Origin of the sequence: Pseudomonas sp. FW305-25, assembly GCF_017351415.1 — a bacterium.
In the GTDB taxonomy this organism is placed as follows: Bacteria; Pseudomonadota; Gammaproteobacteria; order Pseudomonadales; family Pseudomonadaceae; genus Aquipseudomonas; species Aquipseudomonas chlororaphis.
On the sequence record NZ_JACNDE010000016.1, the window covers coordinates 50,969 to 69,456 of the forward strand.

Annotated in this window: 15 protein-coding genes; 10 read left to right on the forward strand and 5 right to left on the reverse strand. The window is 63.8% G+C overall.

Translation table 11 applies throughout. From position 1 onward, the window contains the following. Nucleotides 1–28 precede the first annotated feature (28 nt). Nucleotides 29–637: a molybdenum cofactor guanylyltransferase MobA gene (gene mobA / locus J4E58_RS16810; protein ID WP_053262139.1), complete on the forward strand. Its 609-nt coding sequence runs from the start codon at nt 29–31 to the stop codon at nt 635–637. 71 nt (nt 638–708) lie between these two features. Continuing rightward, nucleotides 709–930: a YgdI/YgdR family lipoprotein gene (locus J4E58_RS16815; RefSeq protein ID WP_007923269.1), complete on the forward strand. Its 222-nt coding sequence runs from the start codon at nt 709–711 to the stop codon at nt 928–930. An 80-nt stretch (nt 931–1,010) separates the two neighbouring features. On the opposite strand, the gene J4E58_RS16820 is transcribed toward J4E58_RS16815, so the two are convergent. From J4E58_RS16820 to J4E58_RS16835, 4 genes are all read right to left on the reverse strand, one after another. Further along, nucleotides 1,011–1,901 carry a pseudouridine synthase gene (locus J4E58_RS16820; protein WP_087092780.1) on the reverse strand — a complete coding sequence of 297 codons (891 nt, stop codon included), beginning with the start codon at nt 1,899–1,901 and terminating at the stop codon, nt 1,011–1,013. Nucleotides 1,902–1,989: 88 nt separating this feature from the next. Continuing rightward, nucleotides 1,990–2,310 carry a hypothetical protein gene (locus J4E58_RS16825; RefSeq protein ID WP_007923266.1) on the reverse strand — a complete coding sequence of 107 codons (321 nt, stop codon included), beginning with the start codon at nt 2,308–2,310 and terminating at the stop codon, nt 1,990–1,992. 56 nt (nt 2,311–2,366) lie between these two features. Continuing rightward, nucleotides 2,367–2,795 carry a S24 family peptidase gene (locus J4E58_RS16830; RefSeq protein ID WP_087092779.1) on the reverse strand — a complete coding sequence of 143 codons (429 nt, stop codon included), beginning with the start codon at nt 2,793–2,795 and terminating at the stop codon, nt 2,367–2,369. Nucleotides 2,796–2,907: 112 nt separating this feature from the next. Then, on the reverse strand, nt 2,908–3,144 hold the full coding sequence (locus J4E58_RS16835; RefSeq protein ID WP_053262141.1) for a glutaredoxin family protein: 237 nt from the start codon (nt 3,142–3,144) through the stop codon (nt 2,908–2,910). Nucleotides 3,145–3,359: 215 nt separating this feature from the next. Between J4E58_RS16835 and J4E58_RS16840 the strand changes: the two genes are divergently transcribed. Continuing rightward, nucleotides 3,360–5,318, forward strand: coding sequence for a monovalent cation:proton antiporter family protein (locus tag J4E58_RS16840; protein WP_087092778.1), 1,959 nt, complete (start codon nt 3,360–3,362; stop codon nt 5,316–5,318). Nucleotides 5,319–5,367: 49 nt separating this feature from the next. Here the strand turns inward: J4E58_RS16840 and J4E58_RS16845 are convergent, their stop codons facing one another. Next, nucleotides 5,368–6,576 (reverse strand): ammonium transporter, encoded by a 1,209-nt coding sequence (locus tag J4E58_RS16845; RefSeq protein ID WP_087092777.1) that lies wholly within the window; start codon nt 6,574–6,576, stop codon nt 5,368–5,370. Between the two features lie 330 nt (nt 6,577–6,906). Here J4E58_RS16845 and J4E58_RS16850 point away from each other — a divergent pair, with 330 nt between their 5' ends. The 7 genes from J4E58_RS16850 (at nt 6,907) to J4E58_RS16880 (ending at nt 18,233) form a co-directional block, all read left to right on the forward strand. Continuing rightward, complete coding sequence (locus tag J4E58_RS16850) at nt 6,907–7,221, forward strand: YqjD family protein (RefSeq protein WP_007923257.1); 315 nt, start codon at nt 6,907–6,909, stop codon at nt 7,219–7,221. Between the two features lies 1 nt (nt 7,222). Next, entirely contained in the window at nt 7,223–7,609 is a 387-nt protein-coding gene (locus J4E58_RS16855; RefSeq protein ID WP_007923256.1) for a phage holin family protein, read from the forward strand. Next, nucleotides 7,606–7,947: a hypothetical protein gene (locus J4E58_RS16860; protein ID WP_087092776.1), complete on the forward strand. Its 342-nt coding sequence runs from the start codon at nt 7,606–7,608 to the stop codon at nt 7,945–7,947. The genes J4E58_RS16855 and J4E58_RS16860 overlap by 4 nt, the downstream gene beginning before the upstream one ends. A 138-nt stretch (nt 7,948–8,085) precedes the next feature. Continuing rightward, nucleotides 8,086–9,249, forward strand: a complete 1,164-nt coding sequence (locus J4E58_RS16865) for an EAL domain-containing protein (protein ID WP_087092775.1) — start codon at nt 8,086–8,088, stop codon at nt 9,247–9,249. 101 nt (nt 9,250–9,350) lie between these two features. Next, nucleotides 9,351–10,682 carry a deoxyguanosinetriphosphate triphosphohydrolase gene (locus J4E58_RS16870; RefSeq protein WP_007923253.1) on the forward strand — a complete coding sequence of 444 codons (1,332 nt, stop codon included), beginning with the start codon at nt 9,351–9,353 and terminating at the stop codon, nt 10,680–10,682. Nucleotides 10,683–11,540: 858 nt separating this feature from the next. Next, nucleotides 11,541–13,163 (forward strand): ShlB/FhaC/HecB family hemolysin secretion/activation protein, encoded by a 1,623-nt coding sequence (locus J4E58_RS16875; protein ID WP_256583150.1) that lies wholly within the window; start codon nt 11,541–11,543, stop codon nt 13,161–13,163. Nucleotides 13,164–13,274: 111 nt separating this feature from the next. Further along, nucleotides 13,275–18,233, forward strand: coding sequence for a hemagglutinin repeat-containing protein (locus J4E58_RS16880; protein ID WP_087092774.1), 4,959 nt, complete (start codon nt 13,275–13,277; stop codon nt 18,231–18,233). Nucleotides 18,234–18,488 lie beyond the last annotated feature (255 nt).

Genomic DNA, 18,488 nt, shown 5'->3' on the forward strand with positions numbered 1-18,488 from the left:
TCTTTGACCGCCCCTGTGGAGACGTGCCATGACCCCGCGCACAGATTTGCCACCCTGCTCCATTCTGCTCCTGGCCGGTGGACGCGGCCAACGCATGGGCGGAAGGGACAAGGGGCTGATCGAGTGGCAGGGCCGGCCATTGATCGCCCATCTGCATCGACTGACCCGCGGCCTGAGCGATGACCTGATCATTTCCTGCAACCGCAATCGCCGGCAGTACGCGCCTTATGCCGACCAACTGGTGCAGGACGAAAGCAATGACTTCCCGGGGCCATTGGCAGGTATTCGTGCCGGATTGGCCGTCGCCCGGCATGCCCGACTGCTGGTGTTGCCTTGCGACGTGCCGCGCATCGATGCGCAACTGATCGACGCCATGCGGCAAAGCGCCGCCCTGCATCCGGACAAACCGCTGATGCTGCGCCATGGCGAGCACTGGGAACCCTTGCTGTGTATTATTCCGCGCACGCTGCTCGGCACCTTCGACGGAGCCTGGCAGAACGGTGAGCGCAGCCCCGGACGTATCATGCGCGGGCTGGATGCTCAGGCCCTGCAATGTCCGGCAAACGATCCCCGATTGGCTAATCTGAATACACCAGAGCTGTTAAGCCAGCAGCACGGCGTGTCAGAATGCCCTTAACTCAAGGAACTTGCAGGCGTTGTATACGTCTCAAGCACAGCAACTAAAAGTATTCATCTCGGAGACACATAATGATTCAGCGGACTCTCGCCACTCTCATGCTTGCACTGGGCCTTGCCACTCTCGCCGGTTGCGCATCGCCTACTGTGATCACCCTGAATGACGGTCGCGAAATCCAGGCCGTCGATACGCCGAAATACGATGAGGATTCCGGTTTCTACGAGTTCGAACAACTGGACGGCAAACAAACCCGCATCAACAAGGATCAGGTTCGTACGGTAAAAGAGCTGTAATCCATACCGTTACGCCTCGAACGATAAAGCCCGCTTTCGCGGGCTTTATCGTTTCTGGCAGCAGCAAGCAGTTGCCTGGATTACCACTGCAAGGTGATCCGACTCTCGAACTCGCGCTCCTCCCCTGTCAGCGGGTCGGTAAAACGCAGGCCCTGGGCCAGCAGCTTGAGCGGCTTGGCGTAATCGTCCTCCACATCCTTGAGCGCATCGGGATAAAACGGGTCGTTGCAGATCGCCGCCCCCAGCGCACTCATGTGCACCCGCAACTGGTGCTTTTTGCCGGTCACCGGATACAACCCATAACGCCAGAGGTCACCGTTCTTTTCCCGGACCTCCAGTGCCGTTTCCGTATTAGGCGTACCAGGCCCTTCCTGCATGCGGAAAAAGGGCTCGCCATCGACCAGGCGGCTTTTATGCACCCGTGGAAACTCAAGACCGGGCAAGGCCGGTGCGATGGCCTCGTAGCGCTTGTCGATCCTGCGCGTAGGGAACAGCGACTGATAGGCCGAGCGGCTTTGCGGGTTGGCCGAAAACAACACCAGGCCCGCCGTATGCCGGTCGATGCGATGCAGAGGCACCAGGAGGGGATTGTCCAGGCTGCGGATCAAGCGGCGCAGCAAGGTTTGCTCGACATATTCCCCCGCCGGGGTGACCGGCAGGAAATGCGGCTTGTCCGCCACCACCAGGTGCTCATCGACGTAAAGAATCGACTCCTGCACCGGGATGATCTTTTCGTCGGGCACTTCGCGAAAATAATGAATGCGCAGGCCTTCGCGGTACGCCAGGTCGACACCGATCGGTAGTCCCTGTCCATCGAGCACCCGGCCGCGGGCGATCCGGCTCAGCCACTGCTCGCGGCTGATGGTGCTGAAATGGTCACACAGACAATCCAGTACGGTTGGCCATGAACCGGGGGGCAGGTACAGGGTGCTGGCCTGATGCTGTGCGGCAAAAAAAGGTACGGAAGACATACAAAAGCTCGAACGGACAATGCAGAGCGGCATTATCCAACATGGGTCCCGGGGAGCCTAGGAGAGTTTCCCCCTCCGGAACCTGCGACTAAGCCCGGGCCACGCCGGCTTGCGCGGCGGCATCGGTGAACTCCTTCAGCCAGCGCAGCACATCGACCGCCTCCCAGCGGGCCGGGTCATACAGCGCATACAACAACCCCTGATACCCCACCACGTCCAGTTGCCGGTGATAACCCGCACGCTGGAACAGGGCTTCGATTTCGGCAAAGCAGGTATTGAAATGCAGCTTGTTGAACGGTGTCTTGCCTTCCGTGACCAGGCCGTCCAGGCGCAGTTCGAGTACCGCTTCGCGCACCACATCGGCGGACATGCGGTTCACACTGCTCTTCAATTGTTCGACATTGACCATCATCAGTCCTTCTACCCTCTCATTCATCCACTGAGCACACGCCCTGCGCATCGATATCAGCCACGGCCGACATAACTGACCACCCACAACACCACGCCCCAGATTTGCGCCGAGTCCCGATCGTCCAGAGGGATCGGTGCAATCGAAGGTCGCGCCGCCTTGAGCAGCAGCCCACCCTTGGGATCGGGCGCCAGCAGGCGCACGCCATAGGCGTCTTCGCCATCGAGATGGGCCACCACGTACTGATCCACCGCCGGGGCCGCCGAACGATCGACGATCAGCCGGTCGCCGGGATAGATCCCGAAGCCCAGCAGGCTGTCGTCATCCACCAGCACCGCGCGGATCTGCGGCGCTCCGAGCCCCACGGTACGATCCAGGGAAAAACCGCCTTCGAACGTAAGCCCGGCGGCAACCCCGTCGTGCCCTGCATGCCCGGGCGACAGGTGTTGCAAACGCTCGGCGCGGGCGAGGATTGTGAGAGACATGACGAACCATCCCGATAACTGTACGCATATACAGTAACCGAATAATCGGGATCCCGCCAAGGGATTGCAGCGCAGGCGACAAACGGAAAGGGTTGTGCCAGCAACAGCCGGCTCAGCGCAGGAAGGCCACCACCTGCTCGGCATCGAACGGCCAGCCCAGCTCGGCGCCGTTGTCCACCCGGCGCAGGACCGGGATACGCAGGCCATACGCCTCGAACAGGGTTTCGTCTTCCGCGATATCCACCAGCTCGACCATCAGCCCGTGCTCCACCAGCGGCATCAACTCCGCCTCGGCGAGTTCGCACAGGTGGCAGCCCAGGGTACCGAACAGCTGACATTCAGGAGGCATGACATACAGACCGAAAAGAGACAGGCGCTTATTCTAGGCCCGCGGGAAAAAGCCGTCGACCGATGAACGCAGCACCCTGCGGCCAACAATGGCCATCGTCGAGCATTCTGCCAAACAGCTGATGCAGGTCAGCGCCGCCAACTTGCGGTTGAGCGACCCTCGCGGCTTTTTTTGCCTCTACGCTCTGTCATTACAACCGCCGCCCGGAGATGTCTGTGTTCGCCAATCTGTTGATCATCCTCGCTTCATCCCTGGTGGTGATCGCCCTGTTCCGCCGCCTGCGCCTGCCGCCTGTGCTGGGCTACCTGTGCGTGGGCCTGCTGGTGGGGCCGACCGCCTTCGGCTGGGTCAACGACAACGAAAACCTGCCCGACCTGGCGGAGTTGGGGGTGGTGTTCCTGCTGTTTTCCCTGGGACTGGAGTTTTCCGTATCGAAAATGCTGGCCCTGCGCCAGGTGGTATTCGGCCTGGGCAGCCTGCAAGTGCTGTGCAGCGGCGCCGTCCTTGGCGGCCTGCTGATTCTCGCCGGCGTACCGCTGATCCCGGCGCTGCTCCTTGGTGCGGGCCTGGCGCTGTCCTCCACCGCCATTGTCAGCAAGGAGCTGGGCAGCCTCGGGGAAATCTTCAGCAGCCACGGGCAGAATGCGATCGGCGTGTTGCTGTTCCAGGACGTGGTGGCCGTGCTGTTGCTGACCCTGGTGCCGGTATTCGCCGGCAACACCGAACAGGCCTGGTACTGGGCCCTGCCCCTGACCCTGGGCAAGACCGCCCTGCTGTTCATCGGCCTGGCGCTGGCCAGCCGCTGGCTGCTGCCCCGGCTGTTCCACGAGGTGGCCGCCTCCCATTCCGCCGAGCTGTTCGTGCTGCTGGCCCTGGTCATTGTCCTGCTGACCGCCTGGCTGACCCACCTGCTCGGCCTGTCCCCCGCCCTCGGTGCATTCCTCGCCGGCATGCTGCTGGGGGAAAGCCGTTACCGGCACCAGATCGAGGCCGATATCCGGCCGTTCCGCGACATTCTGCTGGGGCTGTTTTTCGTCAGCATCGGCATGCTGATCGACCTGCAATTGTTCGCCAGCCATGCCCTGTTGGTCCTCGGCCTGACCCTGGCCCTGATGCTGATCAAGGGCACCGTGGTGGCACTGTTGCTCAAGCTGCGCGGCAGCGACGGCGAGACGGCCTGGCGCAGTGGCCTGGCCCTGGCCCAGGGCGGCGAGTTCTGTTTTGCGCTGATGGCGCAGATGCAGCAGAGCCAGTTGATGCCGGCCGAGCTGAGCGGCCTGCTGTTGGCCGCGACCTTCTGTTCGATGCTGCTGACGCCCCTGCTGCTGCGCGCCGCCCCGGGCATTGCCGCGCGCCTGCACCGCAAGCCGAACCAGGAGGCCCACCTGGAAGAAATCAGTGCCCTCAACGCCGCATTGCAGGCGCACGTGGTGATCTGTGGATATGGCCGTGTGGGCCAGTCGATCGGCCGCTTCCTGCGCCGCGAACAGCAGCGCTTCATTGCCCTGGACGACGACCCGGTGCGGGTCCAGGAAGCCGCGGCCGGCGAAAGCTGCGTGCATTACGGCGACTCCCGCCGCGCCGAGCTGCTGGCGGCGGTCGGCCTCGAACGCGCGCGGCTGCTGGTGATTGCCGTGGACAAGACCGACATCGCCCTCAACGTGCTGAAAAGCGCGCGCCGGATCAACAGCGAAGTGCCGATCCTGGTGCGCACCCGGGACGACAGCCAACTGGCCGAACTGAAAGCCGCCGGGGCCAGCGAAGTGGTGCCGGAGCTGCTGGAGTCGAGCCTGATGCTGGCGTCCCATGCGCTGGTGATGCTCGGGCTGCCGGAACACCAGGTACAGATCAAGGTCGATGAGGTTCGCCACAACCGTTATCGCCTGCTGCATGGTTTCTACCATGGCGCGCAGACCGACCTGCTGGACAATCGCGGCCAGCCGCGGGTGCTGATGCATGCGGTCAATCTTGGCAGCGCGGCCCATGCCTGCGACCTGGCCCTGGGCGAGCTGGCGCTGGAGCAGTTGGGCGTGGATGTGCAAGGCGTGCAGCGCGATGGCCACGACCTGGAGCTGGCCGACAGTACCTTGCTGCAAGCCGGCGATACGGTGTTGATGTCCGGCCCGCTGGCAGCCATCGAAGCGTCGGAGGCGCGCCTGCTCGGCGGCCAATGATCAGCGGCAAGCAGCCCTGGCCGGGGGCTCCAGCCAGGGCCGCATGGGTTCAGTCCTGACTGACCGCGCCGATCTTGTGCAGCGACAGGTCGGCGCCGTAGTACTCCTGCTCCTGCGTCAGGCGCAGGCCGCAGAGCGCCTTGATCGCGCCGTACACCATAAAGCCACCGACCAGCGCCACCAGCACGCCCAGGCCGGTACCGATCAACTGGCTGACCAGGCTGACGCCGCCCAGGCCGCCCAAGGCGCTCTGGCCGAAGATCCCGCAGGCGATACCGCCCCACACGCCGCACAGCCCGTGCAGTGGCCAGACACCCAGCACATCGTCGATCTTCCAACGGGTCTGGGTGGCGATAAAGCACCAGACGAACAGCGCGCCGGCAATCGCCCCGGTGATCAGCGCGCCCACCGGATGCATCAGGTCGGAGCCGGCGCAGATCGCCACCAGCCCGGCCAGCGGGCCGTTGTGCAGGAAGCCCGGGTCGTTGCGCCCGACGATCAGCGCCGCCACCGTGCCGCCGACCATGGCCATCAGCGAATTCACCGCCACCAGCCCGCTGACCGCCTGCAGGGTCTGCGCGCTCATCACGTTGAAGCCGAACCAGCCGACAATCAGGATCCACGACCCCAAGGCCAGGAACGGGATGCTCGACGGCGCGAACGCCACCAGCTTGCCGTCGCGATAACGACCGTTGCGCGGCCCGAGCAACAGCACCGCGGCCAGCGCCAGCCAGCCGCCCATGGCATGCACCACCACCGAGCCGGCGAAATCATGGAAGCCCGCGCCAAAGTTCTCCTGCAACCAGGCTTGCAGGCCATAGTTGCCGTTCCACACCAGCCCTTCGAAGAAGGGATAGATAAAGGCCACGATCAGCGCCGTGGCGCAAAGCTGCGGGACGAACCGCGCACGCTCGGCGATGCCGCCGGAAATGATCGCCGGGATGGCCGCGGCGAACGTCAGCAGGAAGAAGAACTTCACCAGCCCGTAGCCGTGGTCGGCGCTGATCACCGCCGCCGGTTGCAGGAAGCTGACGCCGTAGGAGATCCAATAGCCTATAAAGAAATAGGCCAGGGTCGAGACCGCGAAGTCGCTGAGGATCTTTGACAAGGCGTTGACCTGGTTTTTCTGGCGCACCGTGCCCACCTCGAGAAAGGCGAAGCCGGCATGCATGGCCAGGACCATGACCGCACCGATAAGGATGAACAGGGTATTGGAACCATGGACCAGAGTGTCCACAGCGCTTTGCAGATTTTCCATGGAATGGGCAGACCTGATATTCAGGAAAAAGCCGCGAGCCGCTCGAACGCTTTTTGCACCAACTTGGCACCTAAGGCCCTGTCGACCCAGGTATTACGACCCATTTTGGCGCGACGCTTTTGCGAGAGGGATGTATCGCTCGGGTGTTTCCATAAGTGTTGATTTTTTAGGGTAAGGTTTTAGCTGCCAGGCAGCGCATCCTGCGCGCTTTCGGCGCAACCACCCGTGTTTACGCACCAGGACAAAGCAAAAGCTGTACCAGACAATTGCACTGAACCTTCGCGCAAGGCTCATACTCGAACCCTTCAGAACGCCACTACGGAGATAACCATGGCCAGCAAAACCACCAAGACAGCTCAAGAAACACTGATGGCGGACTTTCAGGCACTGGTCAGTGACACGGAACGTCTGCTGGAACACACCGCCACCCTGGCTGGCGACCAGGCAGACCAGTTACGCACGCAGATTCACGACAGCCTGCTGCGCGCCCGCGAGACCCTGCAACTGACCGAACAATCGCTGCGCGAACGCGGCCAGGCGGCGGTCACCGCCACCGAAGATTATGTGCAGAGCAACCCCTGGCAAGCAGTGGGCATCGCTGCGGGCGTGGGCTTCCTGATTGGCCTGCTGGCGACCCGGCGCTGATATGGCTATCGATGAATCCGGCTCCACGGCGGGCCAAGGCTCTTCAACGCGGCGCCTGGGCGCTGCTTTCCTGGGCTTGTTGCACAGCCACGTCGAACTGTTCGGCATCGAGTTGCAGGAACAGAAAGCCAGAACCGTCAGCCTGCTGCTGTTCGCCGGGCTGGCCCTGGTGTTCGCCCTGCTGCTGTTGATAGGCCTGTCGGCGCTGGTGCTGATCCTGTTCTGGGACACCTATCGCCTCACCGCCATCATCGGGCTGTGCGTCTTCTATACGCTGGCGGCGCTGTTCTGCGCCCTGCGCCTGAAGGCGGCGATTTTCGACGAGTCCTCGCCCTTCCACGCCACCCTTGAAGAGCTGGCCAACGACAGGGAGCGCCTGCTGCCATGAGCCTGCCTGACATCCCGCAAACCAACTCCCGGCGCGAGATGCGCAAGGCGCTGATCCGCCTGCGCATGGAAATGCACCGCCAGGAAATCCGCCACGAATCCCATCAACTGCTGCAACCCTTGCAGCGGGTCCGTGGCCTTGGCCAGAGCTGGCAACAGGGCTTGGGCATCAAGCACGCGCCGTTGTGGGGCGTGGCTGCCGTGACCCTGTTGGGTTTTCTCACCGGCAAAGGCGCCAAGAGCGGCAGCGTCAGAAGCTTCGCCCGGCTGGTGCGGCTCAGCGCCGGCCTGTTGCCGCTGATCAAGCTGGTCATGCAAGGTTCTTCGAACAAGCACTGAGCCGGCGCCATCTGGCTGCATTCTTGCAACCATTCCTGCAATAGCTGCGCACCCGACCTCTCCCACGAGAGGTCGGGTCGTGCCTGCCTGTTGCGTCGGCGCAGCGCCAGAATCAACAAGATCAACCAAGGAGGCCCCGTGATCGACGGGCAACCGCTTGCCTGCTTTCAACCCTTCATCGACACCGCCACCGGCCGTATTGCCGGCGTCGAAGCCCTGGGCCGCCTGCGCCAACCGAACGGCCAACTGCTGTCGGTCGGCCCATTGTTCAACGATCCCCGGACCTCCTCGAGCGCCCTGCGGCGGCTCGACCGGCTGATTCGCGCCGACGCCCTGGGCCGCCTGCATGAAGCACCCGCCGACTGGTTCCTGAGCATCAACATCTCGCCCCGCTGGATCAGCCGCCTGCGCGCCGGCCAGCCCTTGCCGAGCCTCAGGCAATTGCAGCAACAGGGCGTCGATCCGCGGCGCGTGGTCTTCGAAATCACCGAACTGAGCGGCAACAGCCAGCGCCTGAGCGAAGTGGTGGCGCGCTACCGCGAAGTCGGCGTGCGGATCGCCATCGACGACTTCGGCGCCGGCTACTCCCAGCTCGACCGGGTGCTGGCCCTGCAACCGGACATTCTCAAGCTCGACATGCGCCTGTTCCAGGCCGCGGCCCGTGGCGGGCCCAGCAGCGACGTGGTCAAGGCCCTGGCGCAAATGGCCGAGAAAACCGGCTGCTGGATCATCGCCGAGGGGGTCGAGAGCGAAACCGAACTCAACTTCGCCCTGGAATGCGGCTCGCGGTATGTCCAAGGTTTTCTGTTTGCCCGGGCCGAGCAGGCGTTCTTCGCCAGCGATGCTTTCGTCGCGCCTTTTGCCCGGGTGCGCCAGCGCTATGTGCAACAGAAACTGGCCGAGCGCGGACGCCTGATGCAGATGCGTCAGCAACTCACGGAGCTGATGACCCTGCTGCAGGACTGGGCCCAGGCCCGGGCCCCGATCGAACGGTTGCCCCAGCTGGATGCCTTTCCCTGGTTGCTGCGCTTCTATCAATGCGATCGCCACGGCACCCAGCTGACGCCGAACCTGGAATGGCGCCACGACCGCTGGCAGGCCGACCACAGCTACGTCGGCCACAACTGGTCGTGGCGCCCGTACTTCTATCACCTGCTGGCCGAAGGCTGGGACGAGCGACGGCTGACCCTGTCGAACACCTACCGCGATGCCACCAGCAACCAGTACTGCCTGACCGCCGGGCAGTTCTTCGACAATGGCCAGCGCCTGCTGTTGATCGATATCGATGCCGCGGGGCTTTAGTGGCGTGCGTGGTCGGCCCCGTTATTCAACCTGTTCCCCTTGCAGGCGCTGGCGCGAACCGGGAAGCTAGCCCATCAGTCATTCGACGGAGAGACCCCGCCTTGGATTGGCATACCCTGCTTACCCGCGAACGCCTCGGAAAGCCGCTGCACAGCCCTGAAGAACTGGGCCGCAGCCCCTTCCACAAGGACCACGACCGCATCATCTTCTCCGGTGCCTTCCGCCGCCTGGGCCGCAAGACCCAGGTGCACCCGGTGTCCAGCAACGACCACATCCACACGCGCCTGACCCACTCCCTGGAAGTCAGCTGTGTCGGTCGCTCCCTGGGCATGCGGGTCGGCGAGACCATTCGCGACGCCCTGCCCGAGTGGTGCGAACCCAGCGACCTGGGGATGGTGGTGCAATCGGCCTGCCTGGCCCACGACATCGGCAACCCGCCGTTCGGCCACTCCGGCGAAGACGCGATCCGCCACTGGTTCCAGCAGGCCGCCGGGCGCGGCTGGCTGGACGCCATGCACGAAAACGAGCGCAACGACTTCCTCAACTTCGAAGGCAATGCCCAGGGGTTCCGGGTGCTGACCCAACTGGAATACCACCAGTTCGACGGCGGCACGCGGCTGACCTACGCCACCCTCGGCACCTACCTGAAGTACCCCTGGACCGCGCGCCACGCCGATTCCCTGGGCTACAAGAAGCACAAGTTCGGCTGCTACCAGAGCGAATTGCCGTTGCTCGAACAGATCGCCACCAAGCTCGGCCTGCCGCAACTCGAGGAACAACGCTGGGCCCGCCATCCGCTGGTGTACCTGATGGAAGCCGCCGATGACATCTGCTACGCCCTGATCGACCTCGAGGACGGGCTGGAGATGGAGCTGCTCGACTATGCCGAAGTCGAGTCGCTGCTGCTCGGGCTGGTGGGCGACGACCTGCCGGAAACCTATCGCCAGCTCGGCCCGCGGGACTCGCGCCGGCGCAAGCTGGCGATCCTGCGCGGCAAGGCCATCGAGCACCTGACCAACGCCGCCGCCCGGGCCTTCGTCGAACAGCAGGACGCCCTGCTCAGCGGCACCCTGCCGGGCGACCTGGTGGAGCATATGCACGGCCCGGCCAAGCGTTGCGTGCTCAATGCCAAGGACATTGCGCGCAAGAAGATCTTCCAGGACAAGCGCAAGACCCTGCACGAGATCGGCGCCTACACCACCCTGGAAATCCTCCTCAATTCGTTCTGCGGCGCCGCGCTGGAACAGCACGGCGGACGCACGCCGTCGTTCAAGAACCGGCGGATTCTCGACCTGCTGGGCAACAACGCGCCGGATCCGAACGGCTCGCTGCATGCCTCCTTCCTGCGCATGATCGACTTCATCGCCGGCATGACCGACAGCTACGCCAGCGAAATGGCCCGGGAAATGACCGGGCGTTCCAGCCCGCAATGACCCGCCGTCGAGCGGCTACCTCGCGTTATCGAGGTGGCCGTTCGAACGGTTTCTCGTGAGTCGACAACTAAGGGATTCCCCTAGTCTGTTGTAAGGCAGTAACCGGACACCGCCGTTACTTCAACTTTGACATCCCGGCCATTTCACACTGCATTGAGAGTGCCGTTCACTTCCAGCAAGTTCGCCAGGCGCCATCCAGATCGACAATATTCCACGCAACCGCACCCAGCTAGAGCACTTGCTCTATAACTAGCGATATTGGCCGATACATGCCGCCCGATAAGCAAGCCAACTAGGCTGAATTAAACAGATCGTTAACGACACAACCAAACATCCTACCTTTACCTTTCGATACATCTGCCTAGCCTTCAGGCAGAAACCCTTGCAGCACAAGGCTCCTACGGATCCCCCACGTTTACAAATTCCGTACAAATCGACTTTATCGTTTCCGCTAGTCTCGAACCGTAATGGGTTAACCAGGATTAATTTCACTCCGCGACAGATCGTTCCCCTTTCATCACCCTGCCCGAATGATCGGTGCAAAAAACAAATAGCAAGCGAACTAAGTACCCACACTAAAACTTCGGCTTCACCTGTTAGTTCAGCAGGCATTTGCAAAATAATTTCACTCCTCGCTGTAACAAAGAGCACGCCCAGGACTCAAGCGTCAAAATGGAAGTGAGTACACGGAATGAATCCGTGTCGATAAGTTGTTCCCGCACTTCCTCATCCGTTTTCCACTATTAAGGATGTCGAGTGCCCTATACGTCCTCAAGTCACCCAAGCTGTCACTCTGGCCTGCGCGGCTGGTTGCTGCTCTCGCTGCTGGCCGGGGCCCTGCCCGTGGCCGCCGCCGATATGCCACAACCGGGTCAGGAAGCCCTGCGCCTGCAGCAACAGCAACAGCGCGACCTGCAACAACTGCAGCTGGAACAGCGCCAGCGCCAGTTGCAGCGCGGCAGCTTCGGTACGCCGGCGGTGACTCCCACCGAAACCGCCCACGGTGGCGAGGATGAACAGTGCTGGGCCCTGAGCGGCACGCGGATCGCCGGTGTCACGCTGTTCAAGAAAGACCGGCTGAACCGCCAGCTCGAACCCTATATCGCGCCCTGCATGGGCGTGAACGGGATCAACCGCCTGTTGGCGCAGATCACTCGGATCTATGTCGAGGCCGGCTACATCGCCAGCCGCCCTTACCTGAGCAGCGCCCCCGCCGCCGGCCATTCGCTGGATATCGTGGTCGACGAAGGGTATGTCGAGGCCGTCGAACTGGCCGACCAGAGCCTGCCGGTTTCCCTGGCCGGGGCCTTTCCCGGCATGCTCGGCGAACCGCTGAACCTGCGCGACCTGGAACAGGGCCTGGACCAGCTCAATCGCCTGCGCTCCCTCGACCTGACCGCCGATATCGCCCCCGGCAGCCAGCCCGGCGCCTCGCGGATCATCCTGCGCTCGCGCAGCGGCGGCGCTTCGCGCTGGGCCCTGGGGCTGGGTGTGGATAACCTCGGCAGCGCCAGTACCGGGCGCGATCGCAACTCCGTCAACCTGAGCCTCGACAGCCCGCTGCAACTCAACGACGCGCTCAACCTGAACTTCAGCGACACCCTCAATCACGGTCCGCGCTACAGCCGCAGCGCCAGCGTTTTCTATTCGATCCCCTACGGCTACTGGACCTACAGCCTGTTCGCCAGCCATGCCGAGTACCGGGCGCCGTTCAAGCTCAGCAGCGTGACCTTCTACAACAGCGGGCGCACCGACCTGCTCAGCCTGCGCGCCGACCGCGTGCTGTGGCGCGACCAGGGCCACCAGTTGAGCGCCAACCTGCAACTGGCCCACAAGGATGTCGACAGCTACCTGGAGAAGGTCCGCCTGGGCATCCAGAGCCCGACCCTGACCGTGGCCGAAGCCGGGCTCAACCTGTTCTGGCTCGACAGCGCGGTGTGGAACCTCGACGTCAATTATGCCCAGGGCCTGACCTGGTTCGGCGCCGACCGCGACTCGCAACAGGTGCAGAAAAACCTGCCGCAGGCGCAGTTCCGCAAGTACCGCGCCAGCCTCAGCCAATGGCGCAATGGCCACTTCGGCAGCCAGCCCTGGCAGTGGCAGAGCCAGCTGTCGCTGCAGTACAGCCCCGACCCGCTGCCGGCCATCGAACAACTGCTGGGCACCGACGACTCCGCCGTGCGCGGCTATCGCGAAAACAGCGCCTCGGGCGCCATCGGCGGGATCTGGCGCAACACCCTGCGCTTGCCGTTGCAGAACGATCTGCCGGTCAAGCTGACCCCGCGCCTGGCCTTCGACCACGGCCGGATCAAGGCGCAAGAAGGCGCCAGCAGCGAGCGCCTGAGCAGCGCCAGCATCGGCCTGAACCTGAGCTGGAAGAACCTGCAAGTCGACGTCGACTACCAGCACAGCCTGGAAACACCCGAGCGTTTTCACCATGAATCGCCCACCTGGCTGACCCGCCTGAGTGTGCAGATCTGAGGTCCCGCGAACCGTGCATCAGCCTGAAAAAAACAGCCGAGCCTGAACACCACAGCAGCGTTGCAACGAACAACGCGCACTGCCACTCGGCCCACACATAGAGAGCTTCTTATGCCCGACAACACATCTGTGTTTCACCTGTCCCCCAGGGGCAAACTGCGCCTGGCCATCGCCAGCCTGCTTCTGGTCTCCCATCTGCCGCAGGCGCTGGCCGGCGGCATCACCGTGGCCCCGGGCCCGGGCGGCATCCCGCAGCTGCAAAACCAGAACGGCGTGCCTATCGTCAACATCGTCGCGCCCAACGGCGCCGGGCTCTCCCATAACCAGTTCCTCGACTACAACGTCGATCGCCAGGGTGTGGTGCTGAACAACGCCCTGCAAGCCGGCGCCTCGCAACTGGCCGGGCAACTGGCTGCCAACCCGCAGTTCCACGGCCAGGACGCCAGCGTGATTCTCAACGAGGTGATCAGCCGCAACGCCTCGGCGCTCAACGGCGCCCAGGAGATCTTCGGCCGCGCCGCCGACTATGTGCTGGCCAACCCCAACGGCATCTCGGTCAACGGCGGCAGCTTCATCAATACGCCGAACGCCAGCCTGCTGGTCGGCCGCCCCGAGCTCAACGACGGCAAGCTGCAAGCCCTGAGCACCCGTGACGCCAAGGGCCAGTTGACGGTCGAAGGCCGAGGCCTGAGCAACGCCAAGGGCAGCATCAACCTGATCGCCCCGCGCATTGACAGCCAGGGCGACCTTACGGCCGGCGACCAGCTCAACCTCACCGTCGGGCGCAACCGCGTGGACCCGGCCAGCGGCAAGGTGCTCAGCACCGACCCGGCCGGCAACACCAAGGAGCAGCGCATCGACGCCAGCCTGTTCGGCGCCATGCAGGCCGGGCGCATCAACATTGTCAGCACCGCCGAAGGCGCGGGCGTGCGGGTCGGCGCGGTGCAGGTCAAGGGCGATAACGGCGTGAATATCGCCTCCGCCGGCGACCTGCACATCAGCGGCCAGGCCAGGCCCGACAGCCTCGACGCCATCCGTGCCGGCGTGCACAGCAGCCAGGGCGACGTGCAGTTGCGCAGCGGCCAGGACCTGAGCCTCGCCGCCACCGATGTCAGCGCTCGCGACATCAAGCTCGACGCCGGGCGCAACCTCACCCTGAGCGCCATCGAAAGCCGCAAGCTCCAGGAAAAGCGCGAGCAGTGGCACAACAGCACCATCGGCATCACCTGGGAAACCTACGACCGCACCCTGACCGACAGCGACAGCCGTCAACACGGCAACCAACTGACCGCCCGCCGCGATGCCGAGCTCAAGGCCCGCGCCAACACCGAAATCCAGGCCAGCCAGATCAAGGCCAAAAACAACCTGACAGTCGACAGCGGTGCTGACCTGCACCTGACCGCCGCCACCGAAACCCACGAACAACGCGACCAGGGCCGGCACCGCAAGCACCTGTGGAAAGCCGACTGGGACAAGTCCAGCAGCGAACAGCGCAGTATCACCAGCCAGTTGGAGGCCAAAGAACAGTTACAACTGACCAGTCGCAAGCAGCTGCAACTGCAGGGCGCCGAACTGGCCAGCAACAATATCCAGCTGACCGGGCGCCAGGTGGACATCACCAGCGCCAGCCGCACCCAGAGCAACAACGACAAGTCCTACTCCGGCGACCTGGTCGGTGGCAGCTTCTTCGGCAAGAACGGCGACGGCGACAAGGGCAAGACCCTGAACAAGGGCAGCAAGGTCAATGCCAAGGGCGACCTGATCGTCAAGGCCGACGAAGTCCGCATCAGCGGCAGCCAGGCCCGTGGCGGCAAGCAGGCCAGCGTGATCAGCGAAAACGGCTCGCTGACCATCGACGGCGTGCAGGACCGCTCCCACGACAACAGCTACAGCAAGGACAGCAAGTTCTTCGGCATCACCAAGGACGAAAGCCGGCAGAACCACAAAGACAGCACCACCGTCACCAGCGACCTGCGCTCGGACAGCAACCTCGAGCTTAAAAGCACCCAGGACATCGCCATCAGCGGCGCGCAAGTGACCGCGACCGGCAAGCTCGAAGCCAAGGCCGACGGCGACATCAAGATCGACTCGGCGCAGGACACTACGCAGAGCGAAAAAACGACCCACACCCGCGGCTTCGACGCCTACGCCAAGGAAAATGCCCCGGGCACCCGGCAATACCGTGCCGGCGTGCGTTACGAAGACCAGCAGAAAACGGTCAAGACCAGCGACACCCAACAACAGGGTTCGAGCCTCAGCGGCGGCAGCCTGGAAGTCGCTGCCAAGGGCAACCTGAGCATCAAGGGCGGCGACCTGAAAGCCACCCAAGGCGATGCCAGCCTCAGCGGCCAGCAGGTCGAGTTGCTGGCCGATCACGACAGCAAGACCGAAAACACCGACACCCGCACCACCGGCGGCGGTTTCTACTACACCGGCGGCCTGGACCGCGCGGGCAACGGTGTGGAGTTCGCCCACAGCAGCACCCAGGACACCCATGACAGCAGCACCGCCAACACCACCGGCATCGCCGCCAGCGGCAACCTGACCATCAAGGCCGGCAACACCCTGGTGACCGAGGGTGCCCAGGTCAAGGCCGGCGACAAGCTGCTGGTGAAGGCCGAGCAGGTCGACAACCGCGCGGCGCGCGACAGCGAGTCCACCAGCCACAAGGAAAACACCTGGAGCGCCGATATCGGCGCCAACGTCGAATACAAGGGCCTGACCCGCCCGGTGGAAAAAGCCATCGAAGGCGTGGCCCAGCGCAAGTTCCATCAACCGGGCCTGCTCGATGCCCTGGAACAACCCAATGTTGGCCTGGATGTGGAAGTCGGCCACCAGAACAAACAGCGCACCGAGCAAGGCAGCACCGCGGTGGTCAGCCAGTTCACGGGTGGCCAGGTCGAGGTCAAGGTCGCCGGCCAGCTGCAGGATGAAGGCAGCCGCTACGAGGCGACTCAAGGCGCGCTGAAGATCGACGCCGGCAGCCAGGTGGCCAAGGCCGCCAGCGATACCCACAGCAGCAGCGAGCAGGCGCTGGACGCCAAGGCCGGCGTGCGGGTCTACACCACCACCGGCGAGGACGTGAACGTACGTGGCAGCGGCGCCGGCGGCAGCAGCGACAAGCGCAGCGACAGCAGCAAGGCGGTAGTCGGCAGCTATGTCGGCAAACAGGGCGTGGACATCGCGCTGAACGGCGATGGCCAGTACGAAGGCAGCCGGTTCGATGGCGGCGACGCCGGCGTCAAGCTGCACAGCGGCGGCGAACTGGCGCTGAACCAGGCCAATGACCGGCAGAGCAGCAGCGACTCCAGCCTGCGCGGCGATGCCTCGCTCACCGTCGGCAGCGCACCGGGCGCCAACGGCAATAACCTCAACCTCGGCGCCGGCGTACAACTGGACCACAAGCGCCTGGATCAGCAGGACAGCCAGGCGCGGGTGGCGACTATCCAGGGCAAGGGCCCGGTCGAGTTGACCAGCGGCGGCGACCTGATCCTCCAGGGCACCACCATCGGCAGTAAGACCGCCAAGACCGGCGATATCAACCTGAACGCCGGCGGCAAACTCGACCTGCAGGCCGCGGTCGATACCCATAGCAGCCAGGGCAGCAACCTCGGTGGCGGCCTGACGGGCGGCGCCAGCAAGACCAGCAGCGAGCAGAGCAGCGGCAAGAGCGCCAACCTGAGCGCCAACTTCAACATCGGCCGGGTCTCGGAACAGGACCAGAACCAGACCGGCGGGCAACTGCACAGCAATGGCCAGGTAACACTCGCCAGCGGCTCCGACAGCACTACCGCGCTGCACCTGCAGGGCACCCAGATCGAGGCCAAGGGTGTCACCCTCAGCGCCGACCAGGGCGGGATCTACCAGGAGTCGGCGCAGTCCACCCAGGCCCACAACAACTGGGGCCTGACCCTGGGTGCCGGCGGCAATGGCGGCAAGACCACCCGGGCCGACGCCGGCGAACACGACTCGCCGAAAACCGATCGCGGTTTCCACGCCCGGGCCAAGATCGACGTCGAGCAACTGCACAGCACCACCCAGCACAACAGCCTGATCAAGGCCGACCAGGTGACGCTCAATAGCAACGGCGACACCCATCTGGCGGGGGCGCGCATCGACGCCAATCAGGTCGATGGGCGGATCGGTGGCGATCTCAAGGTAGAGAGCCGCAAAGACCAGCTCAGCAGCACCACGGTCAACCTCGACGCCCGCCTGGATGCCGAGAAAAACCAGCCTGGCGTGGTCGACAAGCTGACCAAACAGACCGGCCCGCTCAAGGACAAGCTGCAGGCCAAGGCCGAAGGCGGTTTCGACAAGCACCGCGAGAAGCTGGAAAACGTCGTCGACAAAGGCACCGAACGCCTGACTGCGGCCAAGGACAACCTGGTGAACAAGGCCGAAATCGCCAAGGAACGCCTGGGCGAGAAATTCACCCGCAGCGGCAGCTATGACGTCAACCCGGAACCCAAGGGCGCCTTCGGTCGCGGCGTGGACAAAGCCAAGAGCTACCTCGCCGACAAGACCGAAGCCTTGGGCGATCGCTTCTCCAGCCTCAAGGAACGGGTCTGGCCGAAAACCAGCGACAGCTACGCCGTCAGCGAGAAAACCGGCGCTGGCAGCAAGCTGACCAACACCGCGCAAGGCGTGCTGTTCGGCGACAAGAGCGGCAACACCTCCTACACGCCGACCCTGAACCTGAATGTCAGCCGTCAGAGCAAGGACAGCGTGGCAGAGGCTTCTGGCATCAGTGGCAGCCGCGGGGTCAACCTGCAGGTGTCGGGTGAAACCCAGCTCAGCGGCGCGCGGATCGGCGCCAGCGAAGGCAAGGTCGACCTCGGCGGCTCGACCGTCACGAGCACCGCGCTGGCGGGCACGGATTACCGCGCCGACGTCGGGCTCAACCTGTCGAAGTCGCCGGTCAACCTGGTCCTTGGCGCCAAGGATGAGCTGACCCGCAAGCAGGACGACGCCACCCGCAACGACCAGGCGTTCAACCTGGGGCCGCTGCGCGTCGGTGGCCATAGCGACAGCCAGCTGCTGCAGGCCGGCATCGATCAGAAAGCGCCCTGAGGCAAGCGCTCCGTGATCGGCTGCCCCCCCATGAACGGGGGGCAGCCTTGCCCGGCTCCCTTCTCTTCTCAGCGCCCTTTATTGCCCTGCGAAAAACTGCACTAAACCGCCAATATCTCCTTACCTTTTACATGGCTGGATACTCATTCCTACTTTCAACTGAAAAACCGCTGTAATCCGAAACCGTCTTTCATGTAAGAACTGCCTTATTGTCCCCAACCCCGCCTTAACCCGCATATATCCACTGTCCTGCCT